Below are 25,680 nucleotides of genomic sequence, written 5' to 3'. Positions count from 1 at the left end.
ATCGTGAAACTTTCTGGTGGGGCTGCTGCGTAAGGAGAATTAAATCACTCCCTTACCTTACACCCATGATGCAGTTGACCTACCTTCGCCAGAAAGCGCATGAGATAAATGCGGAGATATACGCTTTATACCTGTCTGCCCGTCACCCGGAGGTGAGATGGTATGTACCCCTTCTGTTGGCTTTTGTCATCGGCTATGCAATCTCGCCCATTGATCTGATTCCTGACCTGGTGCCGGTATTTGGCTTCCTGGATGATGTGGTATTGGTGGTGCTAGGTATACATACTGCCTACCAGTTAGTGTCCAAAAATATACTGGGGCAGGCCCGCCTGCAGGCTTATGAAGTATTGAGTCAGGAAGGCGAGGGGGCTACAGGTGCTTACCAGATCATTGGTTATACCTGGGTGCTGATCGCTGCGCTTGTTTCCATCATACTCTACAAACTTTTGTTTTTAACACTGCTTTAAACCTTCTCTCACCTTGAACAAACCCAGCGAAGGCCTTCCCAATTCGGGGAGGCCTTCGCTGTTTATACACTGTTTTACTGTTGTTAGAATAATTAATTTTAATATATTTACCATGCAATTGTTATTGGTGCGCTTTTATGCCACTCACCAGAGGTGAAAAAATTATTTTTTTGTGCTTGCAACCATTGCCTCGCTATGGGAATCATAGGAGTGAAGCTAAAAGAAGAGGCGTTTGAAGCTTTTTACAAAACCCAAATCAGAAGAGGATAAACTCATAGAGGGATGCATTGCCGGCAAGCGGGACATGCAGCGACTGCTCTATGACCTTTACTCCCGCAAGATGATGGCAGTTTGTATGCGATACGCCCCTACGAGCTTTGAGGCAGAGGATATGATGCAGGAAGGTTTTGTAAAAGTGTTTGCCAACATTCAGAATTTTAAGCGGGACTGTCCGTTGGAGTTCTGGGTGCGTCGCATCATGATTAACACGGCCCTGAAACAGCTGCGGCAGAAGTCGCTCATGACCGTTTCACATGAAACGGAAGAAGCGGGTAATATCGCGTCGGAGGACGTCAACCTGACGGGTTACTCGATGGACGAACTGCTCAGCATGATCCAAAGCCTCGCTCCACGCTACCGCATGGTGTTCAACCTGTACGCCATCGAGGGTTACAATCACAAAGAAATAGGGGAGATGCTCGGCATTTCCGAAGGTACATCTAAGTCACAGTATTCACGTGCACGGGCCATACTGCAAGGTATGCTCGAGCGCCAGGATAAAACATATCAAGAGCATGTCATCAGCCAATAACCATAAGCGAAACACCCTGGAAGACGAATTCCAGCGTCGCCTTTTCGATGCGGAGGCCAGGCCTGCACCGGACCTTTGGGCCCGTATAGACCACGACCTGACAGTGCAGGAAAACAAAGATTACAAGAAGCGGGCACTGTTCTACCGGCAGCTTGCCGCAGCCTGCTTCGTACTGTTTGCACTAACTGGTGCATTGCTGGCCTATTATTATAATGGCAGCCTGAATCAGGGAGGTGTACAGCCAGGTATAGCCGCTTTGCCGGCAACGAAGCCCGCTAATGCACCCGTAACCGTAGAGGAAGCCATGAGCGCCTATGCAGCACAGCAGGAAGAGGCTTCTGCCATGGCTTATACTCTTCAGGAAACCACTACTAAGAGAGTGACAGATGCAGCTGGTATGCGCCAGGGCAAACAGCCAGTTACTGCTGAAGCCTCCGAATTCAGCAACGAACCCCAGGCCGGTGACTACTTCAATGTGGCACCGGGCTACAGTCCATACCTGGGCTACACACCAATGCCAGGCCGTAGCAGAGGCTATGTGTCAGGAGGTTTTCCTGGCAACAACTCTGGCGCTACACAAGGAAGTCTTTTTGCCCCCGGCAACCGCTACACCCAGATCATTACTTGGGAGAGCGTGACCATTACATTCGGCAACAATACACCAGCTACAGGGCAGCAGTTTCCTTCAGGAAATCAATCAATGGCAGCCAAGCCAAAGTCTTTTGCTGAAATGAGCGAAGCTTATCAGACCAGTCGTCAGCAAGCGCAACAGTCAGCAGAGGCAGCACAGGGAGCACTTGCCAGCCAAACAACGAAAACTGTGGATGCATCAACAGGAGCAAATAGCCGCTGGAGCCTGAACCTGGCCTACGCACCATCTGTGTTCGAACAGAACATCGGCCTGCCGGATCCACTTGCCATGCCAAGCTCCAACAGAAGGGATATGTTCAGCATCGCAGCGTCAGGACCAAGTGTGAACGCTTCACAAGAGTCTTTCCAGAATATGACAGCTGCACGCGAAGAGTTTGAGGAGAGCACGCAACCGGCTTACTCGTATGCGGTAGAGGCCAAAGCGGGTTTCAAATTGAAAGAAAAACTGAAGCTGCTGACAGGTATAGGGTATAGCGAGAGCAGGACACGCTCTAAGTCGAATTACATCGTGCGCCAGTTCTGGGTGAAGCCCCGCTCCAACGAGCGCTATGAGCTCAGCCCATCCACTTTCTTTGTGTCTTCGCTGAACGACGGCTTCTCTTCTGACTCAGTGAGTGTGGCCCGCACAGGGGATGCATATGCTACCGAGTACAAGTACCGCCACCTGACAGTACCATTGGGCCTACAGTACGAGCATGGTATCAACAAAGACTGGTTTATGTATGTAGCTGCAGGTGCGGCTGCCAACTTCCTGCTGGAGTCCAGCGTGACGTCTTCTAACCAGGAGGTGCAGTCGGTAAGCTACGCTGCCAACGACAGCGAATCCCCTTTCCGCAACGTGCAGTTTTCCGGCAATGCTTCTGTGGGTGTAGGCAAGCGCATCACGCCAAACCTGACGCTGGCACTCGGACCGGAATTGCGCCACTACTTCAGCACCCTGGTAGCTGACCCTGACAAAGCCGCCGCGCCGCAGGGCAGGCCTTATGCGATCGGTATGAACATGAGCCTGAACTACCAGTTGAACAGCTCCCGAAAATAATTTCTGATTTTTTTTGAAGCCTTGCAACCCTTCGGCTCCAATGGGAATCATGTAAGTGTAGAGTGATTGGTTGATTTAAATAAAAGCGCTATGCAAATGATGCTGTTCATGAGATCCGTTCTTCAAACACTGTTGGCCCTGGTGGCTGCCGGCCGCGAAAATATATCTGGGTGGTATGTATTGCTGGCGCTCTTATTTCTTTCTGTGCTGCTTTCGGGCTGTGCAATTCAAGACAATTCCTTTTTAGGCGGCTTATAAATCAGCGCCTTTCCACGCTATGAAAAGAGTATTAGGGCTTGCGGCGATGGCCACTGTCCTGTTGGGGCTGGCGACAGGCTGCGCTAAATCAGATGAAGACATGCAACCGGTTACAAAGGAGAGCGGGCTCCGCGAGTCCGTGCAGGGCAAGTGGCGAATAGAGCGCGTGAACAACAAACTATGTCGCAGCGGTACTTGTACCTCTGTGATGTATACAGGCACTGCGAACGATTACTTTGAGTTTAAGCCTGACAGTGCTTATCTGCAGCGGGCGAGCATGCAGAGTTCCAACAGTGTGTACCGCGATAGTTTCAAAGCGGACTATTCACAGCCAAACTCGTTTGTGTTGAGCAACTTTGGGTGGTCGGCCCGTTTCAGGCTTATACACCGCGATCAAAGTTTGCTGGTGCTGGAGGGAATCTATTACGGTTCTGACCCAAGTGCCATATTTACAGATACTTACTATTTATACAGATAAAGGGGCTCCTAACATGGGGCATAGGTGCTGGCAAATGAAGAAGACTACTCCATTGACTAGTCCGGCAACCAGTGCCCGTGTTGGGTAGCCCTGCTCACCAAGCACCATTAGTACAACATAAAACTATGAAGAGTGTCCTGTCCATCATTGTGCTATACCTGCTGCTGGCGCTGCTGCTTGTAAGCTGTGCTGACCAGGAAGAGGCAGTTCCGGCCTGCCTGCAGGTAGAGGTGGTAGGACCTGACTGCGAAGCCGGTTGGTATGTGCTCCAGATCATGGATGCCGACGGTACAGGCGAACAGCGCAGGAACCAGTACATTGGGCAACTGCAGAGCGGCTTTGTCACCACCGATAACCTGCCCGAAGACTTAAGGCACTCGGGTAAAGTAACCTACTTATCACTTGAGCGCAACACTGAATACGGACCGCGTTGCACCGCAATCTACATGATGTTCCCTCCGGTGCGGGTAAAGCAGGTTTGCTCAGATGAATAGAACAGTTTTTACAGTGCCTAATTTTTATTAATTGTTAGGAATAGTTAAACATGCAAAAGCCTGCTCTCAGAGCAGGTTTTTTGTTTTCAGAGAAATCCTGCTCTGCCTGCTATTATATTGACAAAAGCTAAACTTACAGCCCATTTTTCATGTTATAGTATATCTTTACAAGTTGTAAAACCAACGAATGGATTTTAAGCTAACATCAGAATTTCAACCAACCGGCGATCAGCCAAAAGCGATTGCCCAACTCACAGAAGGTGTCAACAAAGGGGAGCCCGCACAGGTGCTGCTGGGTGCCACGGGTACGGGCAAAACCTTTACCATGGCCAATGTGATCAAAAATACAGGTAAGCCAACACTGGTGCTGTGTCATAACAAGACCCTGGCTGCGCAGCTTTACGGCGAGTTCAAGCAGTTCTTTCCGGACAATGCCGTCGAGTACTTTATTTCCTACTACGACTACTACCAGCCGGAGGCCTACATCGCTTCTTCGGATGTGTTCATCGAAAAGGACCTGCAAATCAATGAGGAAATCGAAAAGCTGCGTCTGCACACTACTTCCGCTTTGCTTTCGGGGCGCCGCGATGTGATCGTGGTGGCCTCGGTGTCGTGTATCTACGGTATCGGTAATCCGGAGGAGTTCGGCAAGAATGTCATCTATCTGGCACCGGGCCAGCGCTACAGCCGAAACAACCTGCTCTATACCTTTGTGCAGATACTTTACAGTCGCACTGAGGCTGAGTTCACACGTGGAACATTCCGTGTGAAGGGCGACACCGTAGATATCTTCCCGGCCTATGCTGACTTCGCCTACCGCCTCTACTTCTTCGGCGACGAACTGGAGCAGATCCACCGCATAGACCCGCAGTCGGGCAAGAAGATAGCCGATGAGAAAGCCATTACCTTATACCCGGCCAACCTCTTCGTGACAGGCAAGGACACACTGCAGCAGGCTATACATGAGATCCAGTACGACATGGTGGCCCAGCACGATTACTTTCTGAAAGAAGATCGTCCGGTCGAAGCAAAGCGCATCAAGGAGCGTACTGAGTTTGACCTGGAGATGATTCGGGAACTGGGCTACTGCTCTGGTATAGAGAACTACTCCCGCTACTTCGACCGCCGTTCGCCGGGTGCGCGTCCTTTCTGCTTGCTCGATTACTTCCCGGACGATTTCCTGATGGTGATCGACGAGAGCCACGTGACGATACCACAGGTACGAGCCATGTGGGGCGGCGACCGCTCCCGCAAGGTGGCTTTGGTGGAGTATGGCTTCCGTTTGCCGGCTGCCATGGATAACCGTCCGCTCACTTTCAACGAGTTTGAGAGCCTGATGCACCAGGTAGTGTTTGTGAGCGCTACACCGGGCGATTACGAGATACAGAAATCAGAGGGCGTGATCGTGGAGCAGATCATTCGCCCGACTGGCCTTTTGGATCCGGAGATCGAGATAAGGCCAAGTGCGAACCAGGTGGATGACCTGCTGGACGAGGTGGACGAGCGTATCAAGCGCAATGAGCGTGTGCTGGTGACGACCCTAACCAAGCGTATGTCCGAAGAGCTGACCAAGTACATGGACCGCCTCAACATTAAGGTGAAGTACCTGCACTCGGAGGTGAAGACACTGGACCGTGTGGAAATTCTGCGCGAGCTGCGACTCGGTGAGATTGACGTGCTGGTGGGCGTGAACCTCCTGCGTGAGGGCCTTGATTTGCCGGAAGTAAGTTTGGTAGCCATCCTTGATGCCGATAAAGAAGGCTTCCTGCGCGATCAGCGCTCGTTGATCCAGACCATGGGCCGTGCTGCCCGTAACGAGCGGGGCCGTGTGATCATGTATGCCGACCGCATTACAGGCTCTATGCAGCGAGCTATTGACGAAACAAACCGTCGCCGCGCTACGCAGATCGCTTACAATATCGAGCATGGCATTACACCACGCACGATTCTGAAGACCAAAGATGAGATATTTGAGCAGACATCAGTAGCCGATTCAAAGAAGAAAGAGGTGAAGATGTACGCTGGTCCGGAGGAGGTTTCGCTGGCGGCAGAACCGGTGATTCAGATGATGAAGCGCGACGAACTCGAGAAGCTGATCAAGAAAACCGAGAAGCAGATGGAAGCTGCCGCCAAAGACCTGGACTTCCTGCAAGCCGCCAAGTACCGCGACGAGCTGGCCGAACTAAGGCAGTTGCTTAAGTCGAAGCGGGACTGATAAGTTTTAAAGTCGAAAGGCACTCATGGAGGTAAGTTGTGGGTGCTTTTTTTCTTAAGCAGGATTCTGTACTTTAACACTTCAGTTGCTACTATACCTTAGCCGCTACTGCCAATTCAATCAACCTAAATTCATTATGATAAAAAAGATCAGACCCTTAATACTGCCTGTCCTCATGGCCGGTATGTTTTCTGCCTGCCAGTCTTCCAGCCCTGAAACAGGAGAAGCCGGGGCCGAAACCGTAGCCGCACTTACAACGAAAAGCTACGAGCGATACCTGACAGCCCTTGCCGCCGATGAAATGGAAGGCCGCAAGCCGTTCACTTCAGGTGAGCAGAAAACGCTGGACTACCTGGAGCGGGAGTTCAAGGCGCTGGGTCTGGAGCCGGGCAATGGCAATAGCTATTTTCAGGAGGTGCCGATGGTGGAGGTGAATACTACGGCCAGTCCAAACATGACCATCAAGGGCAAGCAGCAGGAGCTGAAGCTGGAAGGACGTAACGACTACGTGATCTGGACCCGCCGCACCGACGAGGCTATCAATATTGACCCGACTGAGATGGTGTTTGCTGGTTTTGGTATAGTGGCGCCGGAGTATAACTGGAACGACTATACCGGTCTGGATGTGAAAGACAAGATTGTGGTGATCTTAGTGAATGACCCGGGCTTTTATACCCAGGATCCGGCTGTATTCAAAGGCAAAGCCATGACCTACTACGGCCGCTGGACCTACAAATTCGAAGAAGCCGCACGACAGGGAGCAAAAGGAGCCCTGATCATCCACGACACTGAGCCGGCTGGCTATGGCTTTCAGGTAGTGCAGAACAACTGGAACACCTCCAAGATGTACCTTGACAGCCGTGGCCGCGAAACCTACAAGTGCGCCATGGAAGGCTGGATCACCACACCAATAGCTGAGAAACTCTTCGCCGCTGCAGGTATGGATTATAAGTCTGTACTCAGCAAAGCGTCTAAGCCAGGAAACAAACCTTTCCCGCTTAACCTGCAAGCCAGCACTACGCTGAAAGTAAAGACCCGCTACGATAAGACCTCCAACTTCATTGCCAAGATCACCGGCAGCACCCGTCCTGATGAAGCGATCATATACACCGGCCACTGGGACCACTTAGGTATAGGCAAGGCCGATGCAGCTGGCGACAGTATTTATAACGGTGCCGTGGACAATGCAAGTGGTGTTGCTGGTCTGCTGGAGATTGCCAAAGCGTTCAAGGCCCAGCCGGTGCAGCCGGAGCGCACAGTGGTGTTCCTGGCTGTGACAGCAGAGGAGCAGGGGCTGTGGGGCTCGGCTTACTATGCTGAGAACCCGGTGTTTCCGAAAGAGAAAACCGTGGCCAATATCAACATGGACATGATGAATCCTTATGGCAAAACCAAAGATGTGGTGCTATATGGTATAGGCCAATCTGAACTGGAGGACTATATTACAGCGGAGGCTGAGGCGGCAGGGCGTTACATTGCGCCGGAAGAAAATCCGGAGGCAGGTCTGTATTACCGCTCTGACCACTTCAACTTTGCCAAAATAGGTATACCGGCGCTGTTCATCGGTCCGGGGGTGGACCTGGTAGAAGGCGGCAAGGAAGCCGGCAAGAAGAAACTGGACGAGTACTACGCCAACTATTATCACAAAGCAGCCGATCAGGTGCATGCGGATTATAAGATGGATGGTGTGGTAGAAGATCTGAAGCTGCTATACCAGGTGGGCAGCCGTATGGCTGGTTCCTCGGAGTGGCCTCAGTGGAAGGCAGGTTCGGAGTTCAAAGCTGTGCGGGATGGGTATATGAATAAATAAGGGGCTGGCTAGGTATAGCAACTACAGTTTAAGTGCGATATGATAAAACTATCCTTAAACAGAAAAGGCGCTTCATTAGCGCCTTTTCTGTTTTGACTAAATCAGTTATCGCTTATTGTTCCACTGGATTTATTCGCAGTGTAGTACAACTGTTAATGTCTTGCGGTTTATGCCTTGTATCCTGGCCTATAGCAGTAGCAGTCCCTTCTCCCGTAGCTCAAACCACACCGGTGAAGCCAGGAACTCGGTGAAGTTTAGGTGCGCATCCAATGGGTAAGTTTCTTCGAGTTGCTTCAGCGTCATAGCCGGAGCATCCTCAGAAGTCAGCAGCGTGAGTTGCTCCAGCAGCCATTGCCCAATGTTGGCTGTGGTTTTGATCTGGAAATCCTCGGCCTTTTCGTAGAAGGTCAGCACGCAGCGTTCGATGGTCTGGCCCTTCTTGGCGTACATCATAAAATCGATTTCCGGCACGTTGCCCAGCCAGAACACACGGGCTAGCTTGCGTTCACTGTCTGGTTTGGCAGGCTCCTGAATGGCCTTGGCAATCAGGTTACGGTCGGTGGTGACACGCGGGACTTTGAAGTCGAACCAGAAAGAGAGCGGCTCCTCCAGTCCTACGCCGTGCATGTAGTTGTAGATGGCTTTTGCTAAACCTTGACCAAATAGTTCGTGGTCGGTGCCCTGTGGGTCGTCGTGCCAGAGGTCGTTGTTGGCAAAGTCACCTTCCGGTGGACCAACTTTCACCACGCCAAATTTCTCGGGGTGCTTGCCTACCGGGCTATGCGCCGTCATGCTGAAACGGTGCCAGTAGCCGGATTGTATCACGCCATTCAGGAAAAGCTGCCGCACCACTTCCAGTGAATCGATTGTCTCCTGGGCCGTTTGTGTCGGGAAGCCATACATGAGGTAGGCATGCACCATGATGCCAGCTTGTGTGAAGCCATCCGTTACACGTGCCACCTGCGCAATGCTCACGCCCTTCTTCATCAGGTCCAACAGTCGGTCAGATGCCACTTCCAAACCACCCGACACAGCGATACAGCCTGATGCGGCCAGTAAGCGACAGAGGTCGGGTGTGAAGGTTTTCTCAAAGCGGATGTTGCCCCACCAGGTAATCTTTACGCCGCGGCGTAACAGCTCGATAGCCAGGTCGCGGAGAGCAGCAGGCGGAGCAGCTTCGTCAACAAAGTGGAAGCCTGTCTGGCCCGTCTGGGCGATGATCTGCTCGATGCGATCCACCAGCAAAGTAGCCGGGGCTGTTTCGTAGCGGGAAATATAGTCGAGGGTGATGTCGCAGAAGGAACAGCGTTTCCAGTAGCAGCCGTGGGCCACCGTCAGCTTGTTCCAGCGGCCGTCACTCCAGAGGCGGTGCATCGGGTTGATTACGTCGATCACCGACAGGTAATCCTGCAGTGGCAAATCGCTGTAGTCGGGCGTGCCCACTTCAGTATGCGGTATGTCTTTGTCAAGGCAGCCGTTGATGTACTCCACCTGGCCGTTTAGCAGCATGAACGTGCGCTGCAGAAAATCGACCTGGCGCTCGCCCCGAAGGTATTCCAACAGCTTGAGCCAAGGGCCTTCACCGTCATCCAGCGTTACGAAATCGATGTATTGAAACAGGCGCGGCTCGCGGAGGCTGCGCAGTTCCGTATTGGGATAGCCGCCGCCCATCAAGGTATGGATATGCGGATAATTTGCTTTGATGTACTGCGCCAGCCTTAACCCACCGTACAGATTGCCGGGGAAAGGTATAGAGAAGCCCACCACATCCGGCTGCACTTCCTGCAGACGTTCTTCCAGCAGCTCCAGCAGTAGCTGGTCCACCAGGTTTGGCTCCGTCTGCAACGACTCCTCCAGCGGATCAAAAGAAGTAGCTGAGAGGGCTAGCTTTTCTGCGTAGCGGCTGAAGGCGAAATAGGGGCAGATGGTCTCCTTTATCAAGTCACCCAGGTCTTCCAGGTATAGCGTGGCCAGGTAGCGGGCGCGGTCGGTGATGCCCATGCTACCAAAAGCCCAGTCAATGTCCTCCACCTGATCGAAGCGGGAGGCCTCGGGCAGGTAGCGGCTGTAGCTGATCTGCTGAGCCAGGGTGTTGTCCTTGTTCTGCAGAAAACGGATGACCGGCTCAATGGTGTTCAGGTACTCGCGCTTGAGGCGCAGGATGCGCCTGCTGTTGTCTGACAGCTCAAAATCACCTGCCTCAATAGCCTCAAATATTCTGCTTAGCCCCTCTCTCGAGAACATGCGCAGCACCAGCTCAATGCCAAAGTCAGCCTGGGTAACAGTATAGTCTTGCCCTTTCAGAAAGCCCTTGATGTAGGCAGTGGCGGGGTAGGGGGTGTTGAGCTGCGTGAGCGGCGGCGTAATGAGCAGTATGGTTGGCTTTTTCAAGTCTCGGGAATCTTAAAATAAAAACGCCCCATAGGGCGCGGGCTGCAAAACTACTGATTAAGTAGCGCTTTCTAAACAATTACTGCCTGCTTAACACTTCTTGAGCGGGCAGGGTTCAGTCTGGAATTGTTGTAAATGAGCAGCTTAGGAAATGGCAGGTATAACATTGAATAATTTATGCATTAAAGTGATATTTAATTATATAAAACAATACAAATATCCCTATATTTGCATTATTATCATCTATAGTTGAATGCTTCTGGGCGTAAAAGCTAAGGTTAAATCGCTGAAACAAGTTTCACAGATAAAAACCTGAAGCAATGGCTTGTGATGGTGTAAGTGTTTCAATTGTTCCCTAAAACAAAAGGCCCGTGATGCTATCACGGGCTTTTCGTTTATAGAGGTATGGAAGCGCTTATCTGAACAGCTGCGAAGTTTTGTTGACAATGTAATTTGCACCCGGCACAATAGCCAGCACGGTGCCTGCCACCAGGACAAACAGTACCACAAACATGCGCAGCCAGTTACTGAAGAAGTTATCAGCAAAGCCGAAGGTATAGAGCTGCAGGGCTGAGGCTACGAGCAGGCACAGCAGGGAGATAACCAGCAGCTTGCGTTTCAGCGCCGGGTTCATCAGGTTCTTTTTCATGGCAGACCAGGTATAGCCGCAAAGTTAAGGGTTAGGCTGATTGTTGCGCCATCAGGCGTGGCCTTTTTGTGCCTCGGCATCAGAGCTGTCGTCTTTGGTATGGCCAGGATTGTTCGCGCCTGAACCCTGTGGCGGTGGGGTTTGCTTGTCGGTTGCTACTTTTTTCTTATCCGAAGACATTTCCTTGCTGCTCTTTTCCTGATCAGACTTATTTTTCCCGTTCATCATAGCTTCATGTTTTAGTGCACTATGTCATACGGCAAACGGACGAGCTATGTAGCTTTTTTTAACTCTAATTGTAGGCTGGTCGTACATTAAAGAGCTATACCCTGATGTGGATTGGCACTTTGAAAACCTAAAATGAAAGAACTATGAAATCGATAAAGACAACGGCTGCTGTACTGGGTTTGCTTATGGGCGTAGGTATGGCGGCCTGTAACACAGGTACCGACCCCGGTGAGACAAACGTGGAGCGGAGTGAAATAGAATATCCGGAAGAGGATGACCGTGCAGGTACCTACGGTGATACCACTGGTAATTACGAAAAAATATACGAGGGCCGTGAAGGCACCGCCATCGGCGACAGTGCCTACAACCAGGAAGGTGACCGCCAGAAACGTTATGATGAAAATCTGAAACCTAATCCGAAGCAGTAATTCGGCTCAGGTATAAAAGCACAATGCCCGGCTCTCTCAATAGGAGGGCCGGGCATTGTGCTTTTTGGGATAGCGGATTGATTATTTGAATACAAAGCCATTTGGGGCAATCCCAACCCTGAATGAGTCTATAGCTGCTCCGCTCTGTGGGTTGTAGCGCACCACCCAGCCGTTGGAGGCATAGTCTGTCGCCTTGCCCGCGTAAATCGTGCCGCTGCCAGGTTCCACACCAAGGCCATTGAAGCCATAAGGTACATAGGTGCCCCGGTCGATGAGCGGTTGAGTGGCCAGTGTGGTCGCGTTGACATCCTGCACCCATACCTTGTTGTTGAACACATAATAGAGCTTGTCTCCGCTCTGGTTTGGCGTGAGCTTACCCGGAGATGGCGCATTTCTGGTGAAGGTGAGCGTCGTTGCTACAGAATTGCTGCCTGTGTTGATCTTGGCAAGGGAGCCGGGGGTGCTGTTTTCTTCGCTGATAGACCAGTCGGTTGGGTCATAAGACTTGATGCCACTGCTACTTACCCACAGTATATTGTTGCGGTCCAGTGCCAGGCTGTTTGGGCCGTCGTTCACAGTGATAGAAGTTTCTATCGCGTCAGTAGCCGTGTTTATAACCGTTACCGTATTGCCGCCGCTGTTCGCTACGTATAGCTTTCCACCCTGCAGGATAAGTTGCTCCGGCTGCACGCCTACGTTGATCGTTTTGGTAACAGTCAATGTCTTGAGATCCACCACTGCCACACGACCGTTGCCATATACATAAGTAGCCGGGTCGTAGCCGAGCCACTCAGTTACGTAGGCTTTTTCGTCGTTCAGGGCCGCGAAGTAGCGGGGAGCTTCCAGACCGGCGATCTCACCTTCAGCTTTCAGGGTGTGGGCATTAGTCACTACCACCTTGCCGCTATTGTTCATCACCAGGTATAGTCTGTCGCCCTGCTGTACCATGTGCTGCAACACGTCGCCCAGCACAAGCGGAGCATTCACCTTCTTAAAAGACTCGTTCTCCACTGTTTTGCTGTCGTGGCTGTAGAAGCTCATAGAGGCGTTTGATTTGGGCATAGCACCTTCATTGGACACCAGGACACCATTGCGGGCGTACTCACCGGCAGGTCCGTTGTCTTTTTTGTCGCAGGAAGCGATAGTGAGCGCACCAAAGGCAAAGGCAGCTGACAGTAGGTAGCTGCGGAAGCGGGTAATTTTTTTCATGTTATTGGGGTATGTATATAATTTAAGGTATGATAAAGCGCAGGCTAGCCGCAAAGCTGCGGGGTGGCATGGGCACATTTTCGAGCACGGTATACTCGCGGTCGGTTACATTATCGCTGCGGATTGAAGTAACAAACTGATACTGGCCGAGGCTGAACTTCCTGTGCAGTGCCAGGCTAAGCAAGGTATAGCCGGGCAGGCTGCCGGTATTGCTGTTGTCAGTATAGCGGAGGCCGGTGTGCGTGATGTTGCCGAGTAACGTCCAGGAGCGGAAGGTAAGGTCGGCTCCCAACTGGGCTTTGTGCAATGGTACGTGCGCAAGCTGTTGGTTCAGCTCCTGGTTTCCTTCGTAGGCCTTTACCTGCTCGGAGGAGGTATAGGTATAGGCGCCCGTAGCAGCCAGTTGCCAGTCGCCTATTATGGTACTGGCACGGCTGCTGAGTTCTATACCCTGTGAGCGAACCTTCTGCAGGTTGCGGGGAGACCAATAGCTGGAAGTGATCGGCATCCATTGTATCCAGTTGTCCACTAGCATGCGGTAGACCGATAATTCGGAATCCAACTGCACACTGCCTAGGGTATAGCGGTGACGCAGTCCGGTTTCGTAACTCCAGCCCTGCTCCGGTTTGATGTCCGGATTGCTACCTGGTTGCCAGAAGCGCTCGTTCAGCGTCGGTACCCGGTAGCTGCCCGACACGTTGCCCTTCAGGTATAGCTGGTGGTCACCCTGCTGCAGCATGAGCCAGTTAGCGCCCAGGGTGGGGGCCGGAGTGGGGTTGTAGCCTTTTACAAATGCCTGTCGCAGGTTCAGACTCAGGTCGAGCCGCTTGCTGGGGTCGTAGCGGAAGAGCAGAAAAGCCGAAGCACGGTCTTCCGTTACCTGTTTGCCGTAGCCCTGCACATCGGCATCGAAATGCTGCAGGTTCAGGCCGCCTCGCAAACTCCAGCGGCGGGCATAGGTATAGGTCTGCTCGGCCTGCACCTGGTACGTATTGATATCGGTGGTAGAATAATTGCTGTTGTCAGTGAAGCGGAGGTAGTCGTTGAAGATGGCGGCTTTCACGGAGGTTTCGCCCCAGTTGCTGCTGTGGCCGAGTTCCGTCATCAGGCGCAGGTTCCGGTCGAGTTGTTCGGCATTGGTGTTGGCAGCGCCCAGCGTCGGTGCTACTTCCCGGTCGGCAAAGGTATACCAGCCATGCAAGGCAAGCCGGGTATTGGAAGAGAGCTGCCAGCTCAGGTCCTGCGTAAAGCCATGCTGTGCTACCTGTGCCTGGTCCTGACGACGAGCCGGTGCTCCAATGCGACCGTAGTCCCGGTAAGAGAAGTCATTTTCTGCTGCCAGACGATAGCCACTCAATGCGACAGAAAGCTTCTGGCCACTGTAGCGGACGCCTGCGCTGGAGAAGTACCGGCCGAAGCTGCCAACCTCCTGCATCACATCTGCTCCAAAGCCAGGTTCTTGCTGCGTTGGGGAGTTGAGCAAGACAGCCCCGCCGATTGCGCCACTGCCATACGTAGCACCTGCCGCACCATGCTGCACCGCAATGCTTCCGATACTGCTCAAAGGCAATAAGGACATGTCGCTTTGCCCAAGGGCAGGCTGACTGATGTTGAGACCGTTCCAAAGCACGGCAGTATGGGTAGCGCTGGTGCCTCTAAACGATGGGGTGGAGATGCCGCTCGGGCCGTTTGTTTTCAGAAATGCCGGCGTGCGGGCCTGCAGAGCATCTGCTATGGTGCCGGAAGCATAGGTGCGAATAAAAGTGCTGTCGAGTGTACTCACACGGCTGCCGGAGGCAAACACCTCGGCAGGCTTGCCAAAGATTTCGACTGTGCGCAGCTGATACAGCGTGGTATCCTGCTGCGCCACGGCAGCCGGTGCTATGCCCAGCAAAAGGGCCAGGCATGATAAAAGACGGTAATGAAACTTTGCCACGTATACGCTTGCTTAGATCCCGAAGCATGCAGGCAGGTATGGGCAGGAACAGCGCGCGCAGGTATAGCGAAGGCCGTGCAGCTTTTTACCCGAAAGCATACGACTAAATGTTGTCGGACTGGCAGGTCTCCTGGCTCTCTTCAGGTTAGCCAGCCTTCCCATGCGTCGTGCGGCACAGTGGCGGTGGTTTTGGCTAACCCTTTTTAAGAAGATCACAGTTGCGGGAACAGCATAGGTATCTCACCTATTTCCCTTTTAAGGCTTTGTTGCAGAAACAACAAGGCCACCAATCTGAGGGCAAAGGTAAGGATTAATTGTGAATGAATAGTGAATAATGCTAAATGAAAAGTGACGATGGATAGTGCGGATTGGACTATGAGGGATGGGTATCAGGTATTGGTTGACAGGAATGATAAGCCAGATGCGGCATCAGGGGCAAATCCAGGTTGGTAGCTTTTGGACTGACAGCAGGTTGTGCTACCTCCTCTCAATTCGCACGTAGTACATGATTAAACTTAATCTTACAAAAAAATTGCTCATTATTCATTCATAAGTGAAGCTCAGGAAAGACTTTTATACCCGACCGGATGTGGTGCAGGTGGCGCAGGACCTGCTGGGGAAATACCTCTACACGAACCACGACGGAATCCTTACCGGTGGCATCATTGTGGAAACGGAGGCATACTCCGGCTCAAACGACAAAGCTTGCCATGCGCATATGAACCGCCGCACCCAGCGCACCGAGATTATGTATCACGAGGGCGGGGTGGCTTATGTATACCTGGTGTATGGCATGTACAACCTGTTCAACATCATTACCAATGTCGAAGGGCAAGCCGACGCTGTATTGGTGCGGGCCATCGAGCCAACAGAAGGTATAGAAGAAATGCTGCTGCGCCGCAACATGACCACTCCCAAGCCTAACCTGACGGCCGGGCCGGGAGTGCTCAGCATTGCCCTAGGTATAGACCGCAGCCACTATGGCGAACCGCTCACCGGCGACACCATCTGGATAGAAGACAAAGGTATAGACCTACCTGCCGAAGGTATAGCCATTGGCCCTCGTGTAGGTATAGACTATGCCGGGGATGATGCGCTGCTGCCCTGGCGCTTCTGGCTGAAAGGCAACAAATGGGTGAGCCGGAAAAAGTAGGAGCAGAGCCTGGCGTTGACAGCAGGCTCCGCTAAGCAGGCTACGGCTGCTCTACACTTTGACTGTTAAACCTATGGGCTGCCGTTCCGACAACTCCTCCTGTGGAGATGCCCTCGCAGATGGAGACAAATTCTGTCACCACATCAGAGGTATAGAACGTGATTTCTGCTTTGCCGGAAGCGTCTGTGGTGATCATGTGTTGCCAATGCAGTGTGCTACGGTAGTCGGGCAGGTTGTGACGGTCGTTGGGCACATTATAGCGCGGTATATAGAATTCAGTAGCTCTGTTGTAGCCGGGCAACCGGAAGCTAATCACACCGGGCGCTGCCTCATTAGCGTAATTTGCATCGCCTCTCCTTGTATAAAACGCAATCACACCGTTACCAGATAAAGCACCATAAATGGCTGCATTAGCTCCTTTTAATACCTCTATTGATTCTATTTCAATCGGATGCACCATGTTAATCTGGTCTATACCTATTGGCATGCCATCGAGCAAGAGCAAAGGAGTTGTGCCGGACTCAATACTATTTATTCCTCTTACAGTCACTTGCATATTATTTCCGGTGCCTGTTACCTGCACACCTGCCACTCTGCCATCCAAATACTGAAGCACATTATTAAATGGCGGCCGGTCTAGTGGAATAGTGATTATAGCGTCAGCGGTTTTCTTGTCGTGAATTCTAAACTGGCCATTTGGTTCTGATTTCTCTGTGATTACATTCACCTGCCTCAGCAGAATAGAGCCTTTGGAAATCAAATATTGTTTTTCTGCTTTTGCCCAATCACTCATCATACTCCGGTAGGCGACTCGTTGATTGACATCTAGCAGGTCATCTTGGAGCGGTGAGAAATCTGGTGTTGGTGGACTGATGATGTTTCTCTTTATTGCCTGATTGCTGCCACCCTTTGGTGTCCGGGCCTGAAGGAAGACCTTGAGCGTATCTTCAAAGTCGAGGCCAACAAAGTTGAAGCTTCCGTTCGGGTTAGTTTCAGCGGTTACAACATGAGGAAAGGCTGCGGCTGCCACAGAATCGGCGCCTGCATTTGGACGGAAGATGGCAGTAAGACTACTTTTCTGTTGAGTTTTCTTGCCAGTTGATTTCTCCACATGGCCTGAGAACGAGATACTCTGCTCCATTGGGTAAGCAATGGTCGGAAATCTGTCCTGCAGCATATCATCCCAGGTGAATCGGCGCCAGCCTTGGGTCAGCAGCAGCAGGTCCAGGTGCTGGCTTGCTTTGGGTTGGCTCTTGTCGAAGTAATAGGCCGGCTGCTCTACATGCCCTTTTAAGTCGCTGCTTAAGAAGAGGCTGGTATAGATATTCTCTTCATACAAAACTAATTCTGACGCACTCAGGGCATCCCGTACAGTCAAGGAGAAATTCCCCGCTACTGGCTTCCCTGCTTGATCTTTGGCCTCTATTAGCATTTTTACCTTTTCGCGTTTGCCATAGGTCGCCTTATCAGTAGAGATGGACAAGTTCAATTGACGCGGTTGGTTGACCAGAGCCAGCCTTTCGCAGAGCGGTGCACCGTTGTTGTCGAACAGAGTGAAGTGAATTAGCCCCTCCGGGAATCGTGAGACAGGAATGTCGGACTCCAGCAACTTCTTTTCGGTATTTGCTCGGATAGCGAAGATAACGCTGTCTCCGGCATGAGCGATTAGGTATAGCGGACCAACAGAATTGCTGCTACTAAAGTTGTTGGTCAGCCTGAAGTTGATGGCATGCGCATTGCGGCGATTGATATGCAGGACAACGCCTTCTTTCCTGGCGACTGGCAGGTCAAACGCTTCTGTGGAGCCGTCTGCGTGCTGCACACGGGCTATGTAGGTTTTGCCAGGTTCAGGAGTCAGTGTAATTGCTCCCATGCCCAGGTGCTCACTTTGGAACGGCTGAACAAATTTGCCAACCTGGTCGTAAATCGCGCCTGTTACCTCTTTCCCTTTGCCGTTGATATCAATGGCTTTGAACGCCACTTGTGATGCTATACCTTCCACCAGATAACCGCCCTCCGGGAAAAACTGTAAATCAAGGTTTGCCTTGCCAACTGGAAGCCTTAACGCCTTCTTAAAGCTGTCCTGTTTGCTGTCGGACTGTACCAAAAGTATGGCCTCCTTCCAGTTGCTTGTCTGTGTTGGGTCGAGGTTCAGATATATCCGGGCTTTTCCTTCCTGGTCAGTTTCGAGGTTAAGCTTTTGGATGGTTTTACCGTTTGCGATCAGTTGGGCCTTCAATTTAAGTTGTTTCACCGGCTCGAAGGGATGCTTGTACAACTGTAGTGTAGTAGTAACCGAATCGCCCTTTGGGTGTGAGGCCGTCCGGAAAGCAACGCTCGCTTTCGTCTCCCGTAGGTTGGGGTTCGTGATTTTTATCTCCCTCGAAAAGAAGTACTGCTGGTCAAAGTTCCGCATCCAGTTGGTATAGGCCCTCACTTGATACAGACCTTCCGGTAACGTGTCGGGCAGGTAAAAATCACCTGGAGCCACACCCCTTTTTACTTTCAGTCTCCTCGTGAACAGTACCTTGTTGTCTGGGCTGATGAGGTCGGCGTATAGTACTGTGCTGAGGGAATCGGGGTGTGACTTGGGCAGCTTCAAGTATGCCTTGAACCATATGGTCTCGCCCAGACTATACAGCGACTTGTCCTGGTGCAGGTATATTTTCTCTTGCGGGAATAAGGTATAGAACTTCTGTAATTGCATGGTTAGCCTCTGAACAAGGTCGTTGTTACCTTGGCTAGGCTTAAGATTGAAAGAAAGCAGAAGTAATGAAAGCGAGAGGAGGAAAACGAGGTAAACTCTTTTCATATGTTTGGGCTTAAGTTTGTTTATAAACAGGTATAAAGAGTTATACCTGTGCACTTAGACGCAGCGCCTGTAGTAAATATTTCATGAACAAATATTACGCCACTAATATATAAAAACGAAAATATTTAGAAAATTTCCATTTTCTCCTCCAGCCACCGCATGCGGTAAGCGTTCATGGCAGTTGTGCCTAGTTTGTTGATGAGTCGGTAGTTAACCACAGCTCCGATCGGTGCTCCTACAATAGGTATGAGCTGCGCCATCTTAGCCAGGTCTATGTGGTCGCGGTACTCCTGCTGAAACGTGCGCCAATCAAATTGGTGGATGTCTTCGGGAAGGTGCTGTGCCTGCTGCTGCCAGTGCTCGATTTGTAGGTATACCTCCCGGCGGCGCTCCTGGCTGCTAAAGGCAAGCTGAAAAATGTGGAGCAGGTATACGCGCTCCCGGTAATCATCGGCAGAATAGCCGTAGAGTGCAGCTATCTCAAAGAGCATTTTCAGCTTCAGGCCCAGCAGGAGCGGGAAGTCCGCTAAACCTAGCAGAAAGCCGCCTGCTCCGGTAATGCCTCCTTCTGCGGCAGCTGCCTTTCTGTAGAAATTAATGCGTTTCAGCACTATGGATTCACTGAGCTGCAAAGAAGAAAAGGGGTAAGGCTTCCTGGTGATGAGCTCTGAGCCAAAGAGTACGGCCCGCACCATCTGCTTTATGGTAGCCGTAACAGCCTGATGCACCTTCTCCGGAATGTAGCTGTTAATCTTGTCCTGCATGCGCTTTGCCAGCTTATTTACGAAGGTAGGTCTGCCGCACATCTCATGCTGCCAGTTTCTGAGTTCATGGATAGCGTGCTGTTCGTATGCAGTCATAGAATGGTAGATGTAGGCAGTATATATACGAAATGGCCAGCCACAACATGAAACTGCTGTGGCTGGCCTAATATACAGATTATCATTCTGTTTTTTGTTCTACTACTCTTGGTTCTGCTGCTCGTTGTCGGTGCGGGCCTGTGGCGTTGGGTTGTTAGAACCTGTTTTCCCTACCGCATCACGATGCAGGCTATTGCTGGTGTCTGAACTGTTACTCTTATTTTTCTTGTCCAGTTCTGATTGCTTCTGGCCTTTTGCCAAGTCTTTATTTTCTTTTTCGTTATTCATAAGTTAAGTTCTTTTAAGTTAATAATCTATCCTGCCCTACAGGCTGCCTGGTATTCGGATAATGTTGCTTATCAGCTTTTGTTTGTTACGGCTTGTCCTGTTTGCTCTCCTTGGAATTATTCCCCTCTGAAGAGTCTGCATTACCTACAATTTTGGAGGCATTCAGTACATTAGATGCCTGTCCAGTGGTATCTGTAGATGGCTTACCGCCCTTTTTGCCGTCCTCAAACGACTTCTCCGGGTTGCTTACTGATTCATGGTGTTTTCTTGGATCTTTTTCGTTTTTCATAGCTTTCCTGTTTCTATTCTATTGATACAAATCATTTATAATGTTTTTACGGCACCCCATGGTACTGGTTGGGCATGTGACATATACAACAGAGAAGCCCGCAGCATCTGCCACGGGCTTTTCTGTAATATATTCAGCTAAACTATATTAGGAGTTATTGCTGCCGGAGCCTGAGTTGTTGTCATTCTTGTTACTTTGGCGTCCTGCTTCTGCATGTCCCTCAGAGTCACCGTGCCAGCCTCTCCCCTGGCTTTGGCTGCTACTGCCTTGCGACTGGTTGCTGCTTCTGGCCTGTGACTGACTACCCTGAGATGAACTGTTGCTGATAGATGACGATGAGCTGTCATTCTTATGGCTCTGTCGGCCGGCTTGCGCATGACCTTGCGAGTCGCCATGCCAACCCTGGCCCTGGTTGCTGTTGCTGCTCTGTGATCGCTGACCACTCTGACTCAACGGGTTGCTTTGAGAGCGGGAAGTGCTTTCAAACTCACCAGATTCATTTCTAGGTTGATTCTGACTATTATTTCGATTCTGGTTCAGGTTATTGCTCTGATCCTGATTTTCTTCATTATTGCGTTTCATAGCTTTCGTGTTATATGTTTAACATAGTGTCTCCGTACCAGACGGGACCCTCTGTTTTACGGACTAAGATTCTTGCAGTTAGTAATTTAGCCAGGTCAGTGTTGGAACAGGTATAGCAATAAAACCGACTGGCAAAGCCATGGTTATATAGGGCTATGTAAGTATAACAACAGGTATATGTGCTTGTGCCTGAATATATTGAGAGGCTGATCTGAAAGGGCTAAACGGAAAGGCGGTAGGATTTTATAAAGAGCTGCAAAAACTAAAGCGCCATAAAAAAACTGAAAAAAAATTACATGGTAGGGGATGTTGCCTTCCGGCAGAAGATCGCAATTGGCTTCTGGTGCATATCAGTAGTGAAGAAAAGGTAGTCTTCGCCCCCTTCCTTTATACCTGTCTTTTTGCGAATGTCAGCCACTGACTCTGGGAAATTGCGCACTGTGATGTTGGCTTTGCGTTGCGGGAGTCTGGCAAGGATCTCTTTCTTGTTATAGCGGCCCGTACCCAGGCAGGCAAAGGTTCGGCCCGGGAAATCAGGTATAAGCTGCTCAGAGGTATAAAGGTGGCTGTTAGGGTGCAGCTTCTGTAGCCCAAACTGACTGGCCACACTGCGGTAGGCTCCTGATTTGAGTATAGCGGAGTTAGGCTCGTAAAGGTAGGCCTTTGGATCGGCGAAGCTGACAAAAGTCTGCTCTTCCTGCTCTTTGTTGAAAGTAAGCGTTTGTATGCTACCGTCCGGCATCAGATTGATCGCATATCGGGTGGGGTTTGCCTTTGCATGGGGCTGAAGCAGGTATAGCACTTCTTTGCACTCGTTGTGCAGTGCAACCACCCATACCCTGGCCACTGAGCCCAGTTGCGCTAGCGCCAGTTCTATGTCGAGCATAGGGGAGGTCTTAAGGAGCACAGCATCTGCTTTCTCAAAGAGTACCGGCAGCAGCTGCAGCACATCCGGCTCACAGTCTTGCAGCAGGTGCACCTTTTCGTGCCTTTCGCCGCGCCGTGCCGGATCCAGGTATAGCATATCGGCTTTACCAGTAAACTGTTGAAGGAAATCTTCTGCGGAGGCATTAACAGCATCAATATTGGTAACGCCCAGCAATTTGAAATTATAGGCGGCTATTTCTGAAAGTTCGCTGTTCTGCTCCACGTGCACCACCTGCTCAAACTGCCTCGCAAAATAGAAACTGTCTACCCCAAACCCGCCAGTCAGGTCAACAAGCAGCTTGCCTTTTACCAGTGAAGCCTTAAAAGCAGCTGTTGCCTCTGAAGAAGTCTGCTCAACTGATACGGCCGTTGGAAATATCACATCCGGGTGTGCTACCCAGGTCGGCAGCTTGTCCGAGGCTTTTTGTCGTGCCTGGATCTGCTTTACCAGTTCAGCCACCGGCAAATGCGGGTAACGGCTTGCCTGCAGCATCAGCTCGGCAGGCTGGCGGTGCTGGTGCTGCTGTATAAAATCTCTCTCTTCCGGGGTATAGTGCTTCATGGTACACGGCAAAGGTACAAATTTAATCAGCCCTGTTTTTCTCATAAAAACTGACTGACCGCAAACAATCCTTATACCTGCTGGTTGTATTCACAGCTAAAAGAAATTTTTTATCAATAATTTATCAGACTACTATGAAGAAATGGATGAAAATCATGATGCTGACAGTGCTGCCGGTCATGGTACTAACAAGCTGTGATGATGACGATGACGACATGACTGTTATCGAAAATGCAAATGTAATGGTAGTGCACGCCTCACCTGACGCACCCGGCGTTGATTTGCTGGTGGATGATGAGAAAGTGAATTCAGCTGCTCTCACTTTCCCGAACAACACAGGTTACTTGGAGGTGCCGGCTGGCCGTCGCAATGTGAAAGTAAACGCTGCTGGCACAAACACATCAGTTATCAATGCCAACCTGGACCTGGAGCGTAACATGAATTACTCTGTGTTCGCGATCAACACGCTGAGCAATATAGAGCCACTGGTTCTAATGGATGACCTGACTGCTCCGGCTTCCGATAATGCGCACGTGCGTTTTGTGCACTTATCACCTGACGCCCCGGCAGTAGACGTTGCCGTAGCGGGTGGACCTGTGCTCTTCAGCAACAGCGAATTTAAAGAGGCGACCCCCTTTACCCCTGTACCGACAGGCTCCTATAACCTGGAAGTGCGACTGGCCGGAACAGAAACCGTAGTGTTGGCTGTGCCAAACGTACAGCTGGCCAGCGGCCGCATCTATACTGTATTCGCCAGAGGTTTTGTGTCGCCACCGGCTGACAACACCAACTCGCTTGGTGCCGAGATAATTACGAACCGATAACCGCGAAGAAGACAGCTACCTGGTTGAGGCCTGTGCCATTGGTACAGGCCTCAGTATTTTAAAGAAATTCAAACTAATTGACTTTCAGTTGAGTAGTGCTATTATGTTGAAGTTGAGTGAGAAATTTTGTAATTTTGTGCTTCCCTAAGAAAAAAGTAAAATATGATCGATACAACACTTAAGTACAAAGTAAAAGATATTTCGCTGGCCGAATGGGGCCGCAAAGAGATCAGATTGGCAGAGGCTGAAATGCCTGGTCTGATGGCCATCCGTGAAGAGTATGGCCCGAGCAAGCCATTGGCTGGTGCCCGCATTGCTGGCTGCCTGCACATGACTATCCAGACGGCTGTGCTGATTGAGACGCTGGTAGAGTTGGGGGCCGAAGTTACCTGGTCTTCCTGCAACATCTTCTCTACACAGGATCACGCTGCCGCTGCTATTGCCGCTGCCGGCATCTCGGTTTATGCCTGGAAAGGTATGACAGCCGAGGAGTTTGACTGGTGCATTGAACAAACCCTGTTCTTCGGCGAAGACCGCAAGCCGCTCAACATGATCCTGGACGACGGTGGTGACCTGACCAACATGGTGCTCGACAAATACCCTGAGCTAGCTCCTGGCGTGAAAGGCCTTTCTGAAGAAACGACAACAGGTGTTCACCGTCTGTACGAGCGTATGAAGAACGGAACACTTCCGATGCCTGCTATCAACGTAAACGACTCTGTAACCAAGTCTAAGTTTGATAACAAGTATGGCTGTAAAGAATCGTTGGTAGATGCGATCCGTCGTGCTACAGACGTGATGATGGCTGGTAAAGTAGCCGTTGTAGCTGGTTACGGTGACGTAGGCAAAGGTTCTGCCGCTTCTTTGCGTGGAGCAGGTGCCCGTGTGATCGTGACTGAGATTGACCCGATCTGCGCCCTGCAGGCTGCCATGGACGGTTTTGCTGTGAAGAAGATGGTTGATGCTATCAAAGAGGCTGATATTGTCGTGACCGCTACTGGTAATAAGGATATTATCACAGAGCGTGAGTTCCGTCTCCTGAAAGACAAGGCGATCGTTTGTAATATCGGTCACTTCGACAACGAGATCGACATGGCCTGGCTGAACAAGAGCTATGGTAATACAAAAGATACCATTAAGCCGCAGGTTGACCTTTACAACATCGAAGGCAAAGACATCATTGTGCTGGCTGAAGGCCGCCTGGTAAACTTGGGTTGCGCAACTGGTCACCCTTCATTTGTAATGTCAAACTCATTCTCTAACCAGACGCTGGCCCAGATCGAACTGTGGACAAACGCTGAGGCCTACGAGAACAAAGTGTATACCTTGCCGAAGCACCTGGACGAGAAAGTAGCCCGCCTGCACCTGAGCAAGATTGGTGTGGAACTGGACGAACTGTCTTCAGACCAGGCTGCTTACATTGGTGTGACAGTAGAAGGCCCTTACAAGCCTGAGTACTACAGATACTAATTTTGAGTATTGCTTTTAAACAGGAAAGCCGGAGCTGATGCTCCGGCTTTCCTGTTTAAACCTATTTCTTAAATTTCCCCATCTTCAGCAGTTTGTAAACCGAGGCTTTGGCCTGCTTAAACTTGTTGTCAAGTTTGAGGTATTTATTGGCTTTGTCCCGGAAGTGGATGCGACGATGCCAGCCCAGGTGATTAGTATAAGGCTCCTCCAGGATGAAAGCGGTATAGCCCAGGTCTGCGTAAAAATCTGAGATCTCCTTTTCAAACTGCCCTGGCGTATACTGCTCAAAGCTGCCCATCAGGCGATAGTCGCTCACACGCTTCAGGCTGGGGTTAAGCGTAAAGATATCTTTTTGGACTTCCCGGTAGCGTATACCTTCAAACTCCTTTACGCCGTGGCTAAAGAAGTCAGCAGGGTACTCGCTGGCACTGCGGCCCCACACTGTGACCAGCTTCGGGAATGCTTCCATCAAAGCAAGAGAGTCTTCAATAAAGCCTTTGCGCAGAAAATCCCAGTCATCCTCGCAATGGAAGATGTACTCGGTATTTACCTGGCTGTAGGCTTTGTCGATGCTCTTCTGCTGGCCTAGCTGCTCCGGGTTCACGATCGTCTCAAACTTGTCATAACTGAATTTGCGCAGCACGCCTTCCAGTCCCTTGCCGTCTCCGCTATCTTCTATGATCAGGATTTTCTCAATGGGGTAGGTGTTGAATCTGAAGAAGCTGTGCAGTGTAGCCTCCAGCAGATCGAAGCGGTTGCAGCTGGTAATAACGACAGTGATTCCCTTAGGCATATTCATTAAAACTGAGTGAATGCACAAAGATAGCGGGAGCGCTAAATTAATTGCCC

The 25,680-nt window shown here is 50.9% G+C and carries 24 protein-coding genes and 1 riboswitch; of the genes, 12 read left to right on the top strand and 12 right to left on the bottom strand.

Annotated features, from left to right (window positions below):
* Window positions 1-65: 65 nt before the first annotated feature.
* From AC5FXQ_RS10220 to AC5FXQ_RS10185, 8 genes are all read left to right on the top strand, one after another.
* Window positions 66-467, top strand: a complete 402-nt coding sequence (locus AC5FXQ_RS10220) for a YkvA family protein (protein ID WP_493602337.1) — start codon at window positions 66-68, stop codon at window positions 465-467.
* Window positions 468-699: 232 nt separating this feature from the next.
* Complete coding sequence (locus AC5FXQ_RS10215; protein WP_493602336.1) at window positions 700-1,278, top strand: RNA polymerase sigma factor; 579 nt, start codon at window positions 700-702, stop codon at window positions 1,276-1,278.
* Window positions 1,262-2,968 carry an outer membrane beta-barrel protein gene (locus tag AC5FXQ_RS10210; RefSeq protein WP_493602335.1) on the top strand — a complete coding sequence of 569 codons (1,707 nt, stop codon included), beginning with the start codon at window positions 1,262-1,264 and terminating at the stop codon, window positions 2,966-2,968. The genes AC5FXQ_RS10215 and AC5FXQ_RS10210 overlap by 17 nt, the downstream gene beginning before the upstream one ends.
* A 90-nt stretch (window positions 2,969-3,058) precedes the next feature.
* The gene (locus AC5FXQ_RS10205; protein WP_493602334.1) at window positions 3,059-3,226 is read left to right on the top strand and encodes a hypothetical protein; all 168 of its coding nucleotides are present in this window, start codon (window positions 3,059-3,061) and stop codon (window positions 3,224-3,226) included.
* A 19-nt stretch (window positions 3,227-3,245) separates the two neighbouring features.
* Entirely contained in the window at window positions 3,246-3,704 is a 459-nt protein-coding gene (locus AC5FXQ_RS10200; protein ID WP_493602333.1) for a hypothetical protein, read from the top strand.
* Between the two features lie 125 nt (window positions 3,705-3,829).
* Window positions 3,830-4,198 carry a hypothetical protein gene (locus tag AC5FXQ_RS10195; protein WP_493602332.1) on the top strand — a complete coding sequence of 123 codons (369 nt, stop codon included), beginning with the start codon at window positions 3,830-3,832 and terminating at the stop codon, window positions 4,196-4,198.
* Window positions 4,199-4,385: 187 nt separating this feature from the next.
* Window positions 4,386-6,413 carry an excinuclease ABC subunit UvrB gene (gene uvrB / locus AC5FXQ_RS10190; protein ID WP_493602331.1) on the top strand — a complete coding sequence of 676 codons (2,028 nt, stop codon included), beginning with the start codon at window positions 4,386-4,388 and terminating at the stop codon, window positions 6,411-6,413.
* Between the two features lie 136 nt (window positions 6,414-6,549).
* Window positions 6,550-8,223 carry a M28 family metallopeptidase gene (locus tag AC5FXQ_RS10185; protein ID WP_493602330.1) on the top strand — a complete coding sequence of 558 codons (1,674 nt, stop codon included), beginning with the start codon at window positions 6,550-6,552 and terminating at the stop codon, window positions 8,221-8,223.
* A 186-nt stretch (window positions 8,224-8,409) separates the two neighbouring features.
* On the opposite strand, the gene AC5FXQ_RS10180 is transcribed toward AC5FXQ_RS10185, so the two are convergent.
* The 3 genes from AC5FXQ_RS10180 to AC5FXQ_RS10170 all read right to left on the bottom strand — a co-directional run bounded on the left by AC5FXQ_RS10180 (window position 8,410) and on the right by AC5FXQ_RS10170 (window position 11,491).
* A complete protein-coding gene (locus tag AC5FXQ_RS10180; RefSeq protein ID WP_493602329.1) occupies window positions 8,410-10,614 on the bottom strand; it encodes a B12-binding domain-containing radical SAM protein in 2,205 nt (734 codons plus the stop codon).
* Between the two features lie 415 nt (window positions 10,615-11,029).
* Window positions 11,030-11,263: a DUF2798 domain-containing protein gene (locus AC5FXQ_RS10175; protein WP_493602328.1), complete on the bottom strand. Its 234-nt coding sequence runs from the start codon at window positions 11,261-11,263 to the stop codon at window positions 11,030-11,032.
* Window positions 11,264-11,314: 51 nt separating this feature from the next.
* On the bottom strand, window positions 11,315-11,491 hold the full coding sequence (locus AC5FXQ_RS10170; protein ID WP_159439839.1) for a hypothetical protein: 177 nt from the start codon (window positions 11,489-11,491) through the stop codon (window positions 11,315-11,317).
* A gap of 143 nt (window positions 11,492-11,634) precedes the next feature.
* Between AC5FXQ_RS10170 and AC5FXQ_RS10165 the strand changes: the two genes are divergently transcribed.
* Complete coding sequence (locus AC5FXQ_RS10165; protein WP_493602327.1) at window positions 11,635-11,919, top strand: hypothetical protein; 285 nt, start codon at window positions 11,635-11,637, stop codon at window positions 11,917-11,919.
* A gap of 81 nt (window positions 11,920-12,000) precedes the next feature.
* Here AC5FXQ_RS10165 and AC5FXQ_RS10160 read toward each other — a convergent pair whose 3' ends face one another.
* Both AC5FXQ_RS10160 and AC5FXQ_RS10155 read right to left on the bottom strand, forming a co-directional pair.
* Window positions 12,001-13,128 (bottom strand): DUF5074 domain-containing protein, encoded by a 1,128-nt coding sequence (locus tag AC5FXQ_RS10160; RefSeq protein ID WP_493602326.1) that lies wholly within the window; start codon window positions 13,126-13,128, stop codon window positions 12,001-12,003.
* 22 nt (window positions 13,129-13,150) lie between these two features.
* Window positions 13,151-15,064, bottom strand: a complete 1,914-nt coding sequence (locus tag AC5FXQ_RS10155; protein ID WP_493602325.1) for a TonB-dependent receptor plug domain-containing protein — start codon at window positions 15,062-15,064, stop codon at window positions 13,151-13,153.
* 103 nt (window positions 15,065-15,167) lie between these two features.
* A riboswitch (cobalamin riboswitch) is annotated at window positions 15,168-15,370 on the bottom strand.
* A 247-nt stretch (window positions 15,371-15,617) separates the two neighbouring features.
* On the opposite strand from AC5FXQ_RS10155, the gene AC5FXQ_RS10150 reads away from it, so the two are divergent.
* A complete protein-coding gene (locus AC5FXQ_RS10150; RefSeq protein ID WP_493602324.1) occupies window positions 15,618-16,217 on the top strand; it encodes a DNA-3-methyladenine glycosylase in 600 nt (199 codons plus the stop codon).
* Between the two features lie 40 nt (window positions 16,218-16,257).
* On the opposite strand, the gene AC5FXQ_RS10145 is transcribed toward AC5FXQ_RS10150, so the two are convergent.
* The 6 genes from AC5FXQ_RS10145 to AC5FXQ_RS10120 all read right to left on the bottom strand — a co-directional run bounded on the left by AC5FXQ_RS10145 (window position 16,258) and on the right by AC5FXQ_RS10120 (window position 22,537).
* A complete protein-coding gene (locus AC5FXQ_RS10145; RefSeq protein ID WP_493602323.1) occupies window positions 16,258-18,924 on the bottom strand; it encodes a TonB-dependent receptor plug domain-containing protein in 2,667 nt (888 codons plus the stop codon).
* Window positions 18,925-19,154: 230 nt separating this feature from the next.
* Window positions 19,155-19,889, bottom strand: a complete 735-nt coding sequence (locus AC5FXQ_RS10140; protein WP_493602322.1) for an EcsC family protein — start codon at window positions 19,887-19,889, stop codon at window positions 19,155-19,157.
* Between the two features lie 102 nt (window positions 19,890-19,991).
* Entirely contained in the window at window positions 19,992-20,177 is a 186-nt protein-coding gene (locus tag AC5FXQ_RS10135; protein ID WP_493602321.1) for a hypothetical protein, read from the bottom strand.
* An 85-nt stretch (window positions 20,178-20,262) separates the two neighbouring features.
* Window positions 20,263-20,466, bottom strand: coding sequence for a hypothetical protein (locus AC5FXQ_RS10130; RefSeq protein ID WP_493602320.1), 204 nt, complete (start codon window positions 20,464-20,466; stop codon window positions 20,263-20,265).
* Between the two features lie 147 nt (window positions 20,467-20,613).
* Window positions 20,614-21,048, bottom strand: coding sequence for a hypothetical protein (locus AC5FXQ_RS10125; RefSeq protein ID WP_493602319.1), 435 nt, complete (start codon window positions 21,046-21,048; stop codon window positions 20,614-20,616).
* Between the two features lie 292 nt (window positions 21,049-21,340).
* A complete protein-coding gene (locus tag AC5FXQ_RS10120; protein ID WP_493602318.1) occupies window positions 21,341-22,537 on the bottom strand; it encodes a THUMP-like domain-containing protein in 1,197 nt (398 codons plus the stop codon).
* Window positions 22,538-22,671: 134 nt separating this feature from the next.
* Here AC5FXQ_RS10120 and AC5FXQ_RS10115 point away from each other — a divergent pair, with 134 nt between their 5' ends.
* Both AC5FXQ_RS10115 and ahcY read left to right on the top strand, forming a co-directional pair.
* Window positions 22,672-23,361 (top strand): DUF4397 domain-containing protein, encoded by a 690-nt coding sequence (locus AC5FXQ_RS10115; RefSeq protein WP_493602317.1) that lies wholly within the window; start codon window positions 22,672-22,674, stop codon window positions 23,359-23,361.
* A 162-nt stretch (window positions 23,362-23,523) separates the two neighbouring features.
* Window positions 23,524-24,831 (top strand): adenosylhomocysteinase, encoded by a 1,308-nt coding sequence (gene ahcY, locus AC5FXQ_RS10110; RefSeq protein WP_076420904.1) that lies wholly within the window; start codon window positions 23,524-23,526, stop codon window positions 24,829-24,831.
* A gap of 61 nt (window positions 24,832-24,892) precedes the next feature.
* Here ahcY and AC5FXQ_RS10105 read toward each other — a convergent pair whose 3' ends face one another.
* On the bottom strand, window positions 24,893-25,630 hold the full coding sequence (locus AC5FXQ_RS10105; protein WP_493602316.1) for a glycosyltransferase family 2 protein: 738 nt from the start codon (window positions 25,628-25,630) through the stop codon (window positions 24,893-24,895).
* Window positions 25,631-25,680: the final 50 nt, after the last annotated feature.

It is taken from the genome of Pontibacter sp. LHS1 (assembly GCF_058932855.1).
The sequence above is the reverse complement of the archived record's forward strand: the minus strand, read 5'-3'. Positions and strand labels throughout refer to the sequence as shown.

What these genes read in the sequence shown, in the direction of transcription:
- AC5FXQ_RS10220 (WP_493602337.1), top strand. Translation starts at nt 66, where the DNA reads ATGATGCAGTTGACCTACCTTCGCCAGAAAGCGCATGAGATAAATGCG.
- AC5FXQ_RS10210 (WP_493602335.1), top strand. Translation starts at nt 1,262, where the DNA reads ATGTCATCAGCCAATAACCATAAGCGAAACACCCTGGAAGACGAATTC.
- AC5FXQ_RS10205 (WP_493602334.1), top strand. Translation starts at nt 3,059, where the DNA reads ATGCAAATGATGCTGTTCATGAGATCCGTTCTTCAAACACTGTTGGCC.
- AC5FXQ_RS10200 (WP_493602333.1), top strand. Translation starts at nt 3,246, where the DNA reads ATGAAAAGAGTATTAGGGCTTGCGGCGATGGCCACTGTCCTGTTGGGG.
- AC5FXQ_RS10195 (WP_493602332.1), top strand. Translation starts at nt 3,830, where the DNA reads ATGAAGAGTGTCCTGTCCATCATTGTGCTATACCTGCTGCTGGCGCTG.
- uvrB (WP_493602331.1), top strand. Translation starts at nt 4,386, where the DNA reads ATGGATTTTAAGCTAACATCAGAATTTCAACCAACCGGCGATCAGCCA.
- AC5FXQ_RS10185 (WP_493602330.1), top strand. Translation starts at nt 6,550, where the DNA reads ATGATAAAAAAGATCAGACCCTTAATACTGCCTGTCCTCATGGCCGGT.
- AC5FXQ_RS10175 (WP_493602328.1), bottom strand. Translation starts at nt 11,263, where the DNA reads ATGAAAAAGAACCTGATGAACCCGGCGCTGAAACGCAAGCTGCTGGTT.
- AC5FXQ_RS10170 (WP_159439839.1), bottom strand. Translation starts at nt 11,491, where the DNA reads ATGATGAACGGGAAAAATAAGTCTGATCAGGAAAAGAGCAGCAAGGAA.
- AC5FXQ_RS10165 (WP_493602327.1), top strand. Translation starts at nt 11,635, where the DNA reads ATGAAATCGATAAAGACAACGGCTGCTGTACTGGGTTTGCTTATGGGC.
- AC5FXQ_RS10160 (WP_493602326.1), bottom strand. Translation starts at nt 13,128, where the DNA reads ATGAAAAAAATTACCCGCTTCCGCAGCTACCTACTGTCAGCTGCCTTT.
- AC5FXQ_RS10145 (WP_493602323.1), bottom strand. Translation starts at nt 18,924, where the DNA reads ATGCAATTACAGAAGTTCTATACCTTATTCCCGCAAGAGAAAATATAC.
- AC5FXQ_RS10140 (WP_493602322.1), bottom strand. Translation starts at nt 19,889, where the DNA reads ATGACTGCATACGAACAGCACGCTATCCATGAACTCAGAAACTGGCAG.
- AC5FXQ_RS10135 (WP_493602321.1), bottom strand. Translation starts at nt 20,177, where the DNA reads ATGAATAACGAAAAAGAAAATAAAGACTTGGCAAAAGGCCAGAAGCAA.
- AC5FXQ_RS10130 (WP_493602320.1), bottom strand. Translation starts at nt 20,466, where the DNA reads ATGAAAAACGAAAAAGATCCAAGAAAACACCATGAATCAGTAAGCAAC.
- AC5FXQ_RS10125 (WP_493602319.1), bottom strand. Translation starts at nt 21,048, where the DNA reads ATGAAACGCAATAATGAAGAAAATCAGGATCAGAGCAATAACCTGAAC.
- AC5FXQ_RS10120 (WP_493602318.1), bottom strand. Translation starts at nt 22,537, where the DNA reads ATGAAGCACTATACCCCGGAAGAGAGAGATTTTATACAGCAGCACCAG.
- AC5FXQ_RS10115 (WP_493602317.1), top strand. Translation starts at nt 22,672, where the DNA reads ATGAAGAAATGGATGAAAATCATGATGCTGACAGTGCTGCCGGTCATG.
- ahcY (WP_076420904.1), top strand. Translation starts at nt 23,524, where the DNA reads ATGATCGATACAACACTTAAGTACAAAGTAAAAGATATTTCGCTGGCC.
- AC5FXQ_RS10105 (WP_493602316.1), bottom strand. Translation starts at nt 25,630, where the DNA reads ATGAATATGCCTAAGGGAATCACTGTCGTTATTACCAGCTGCAACCGC.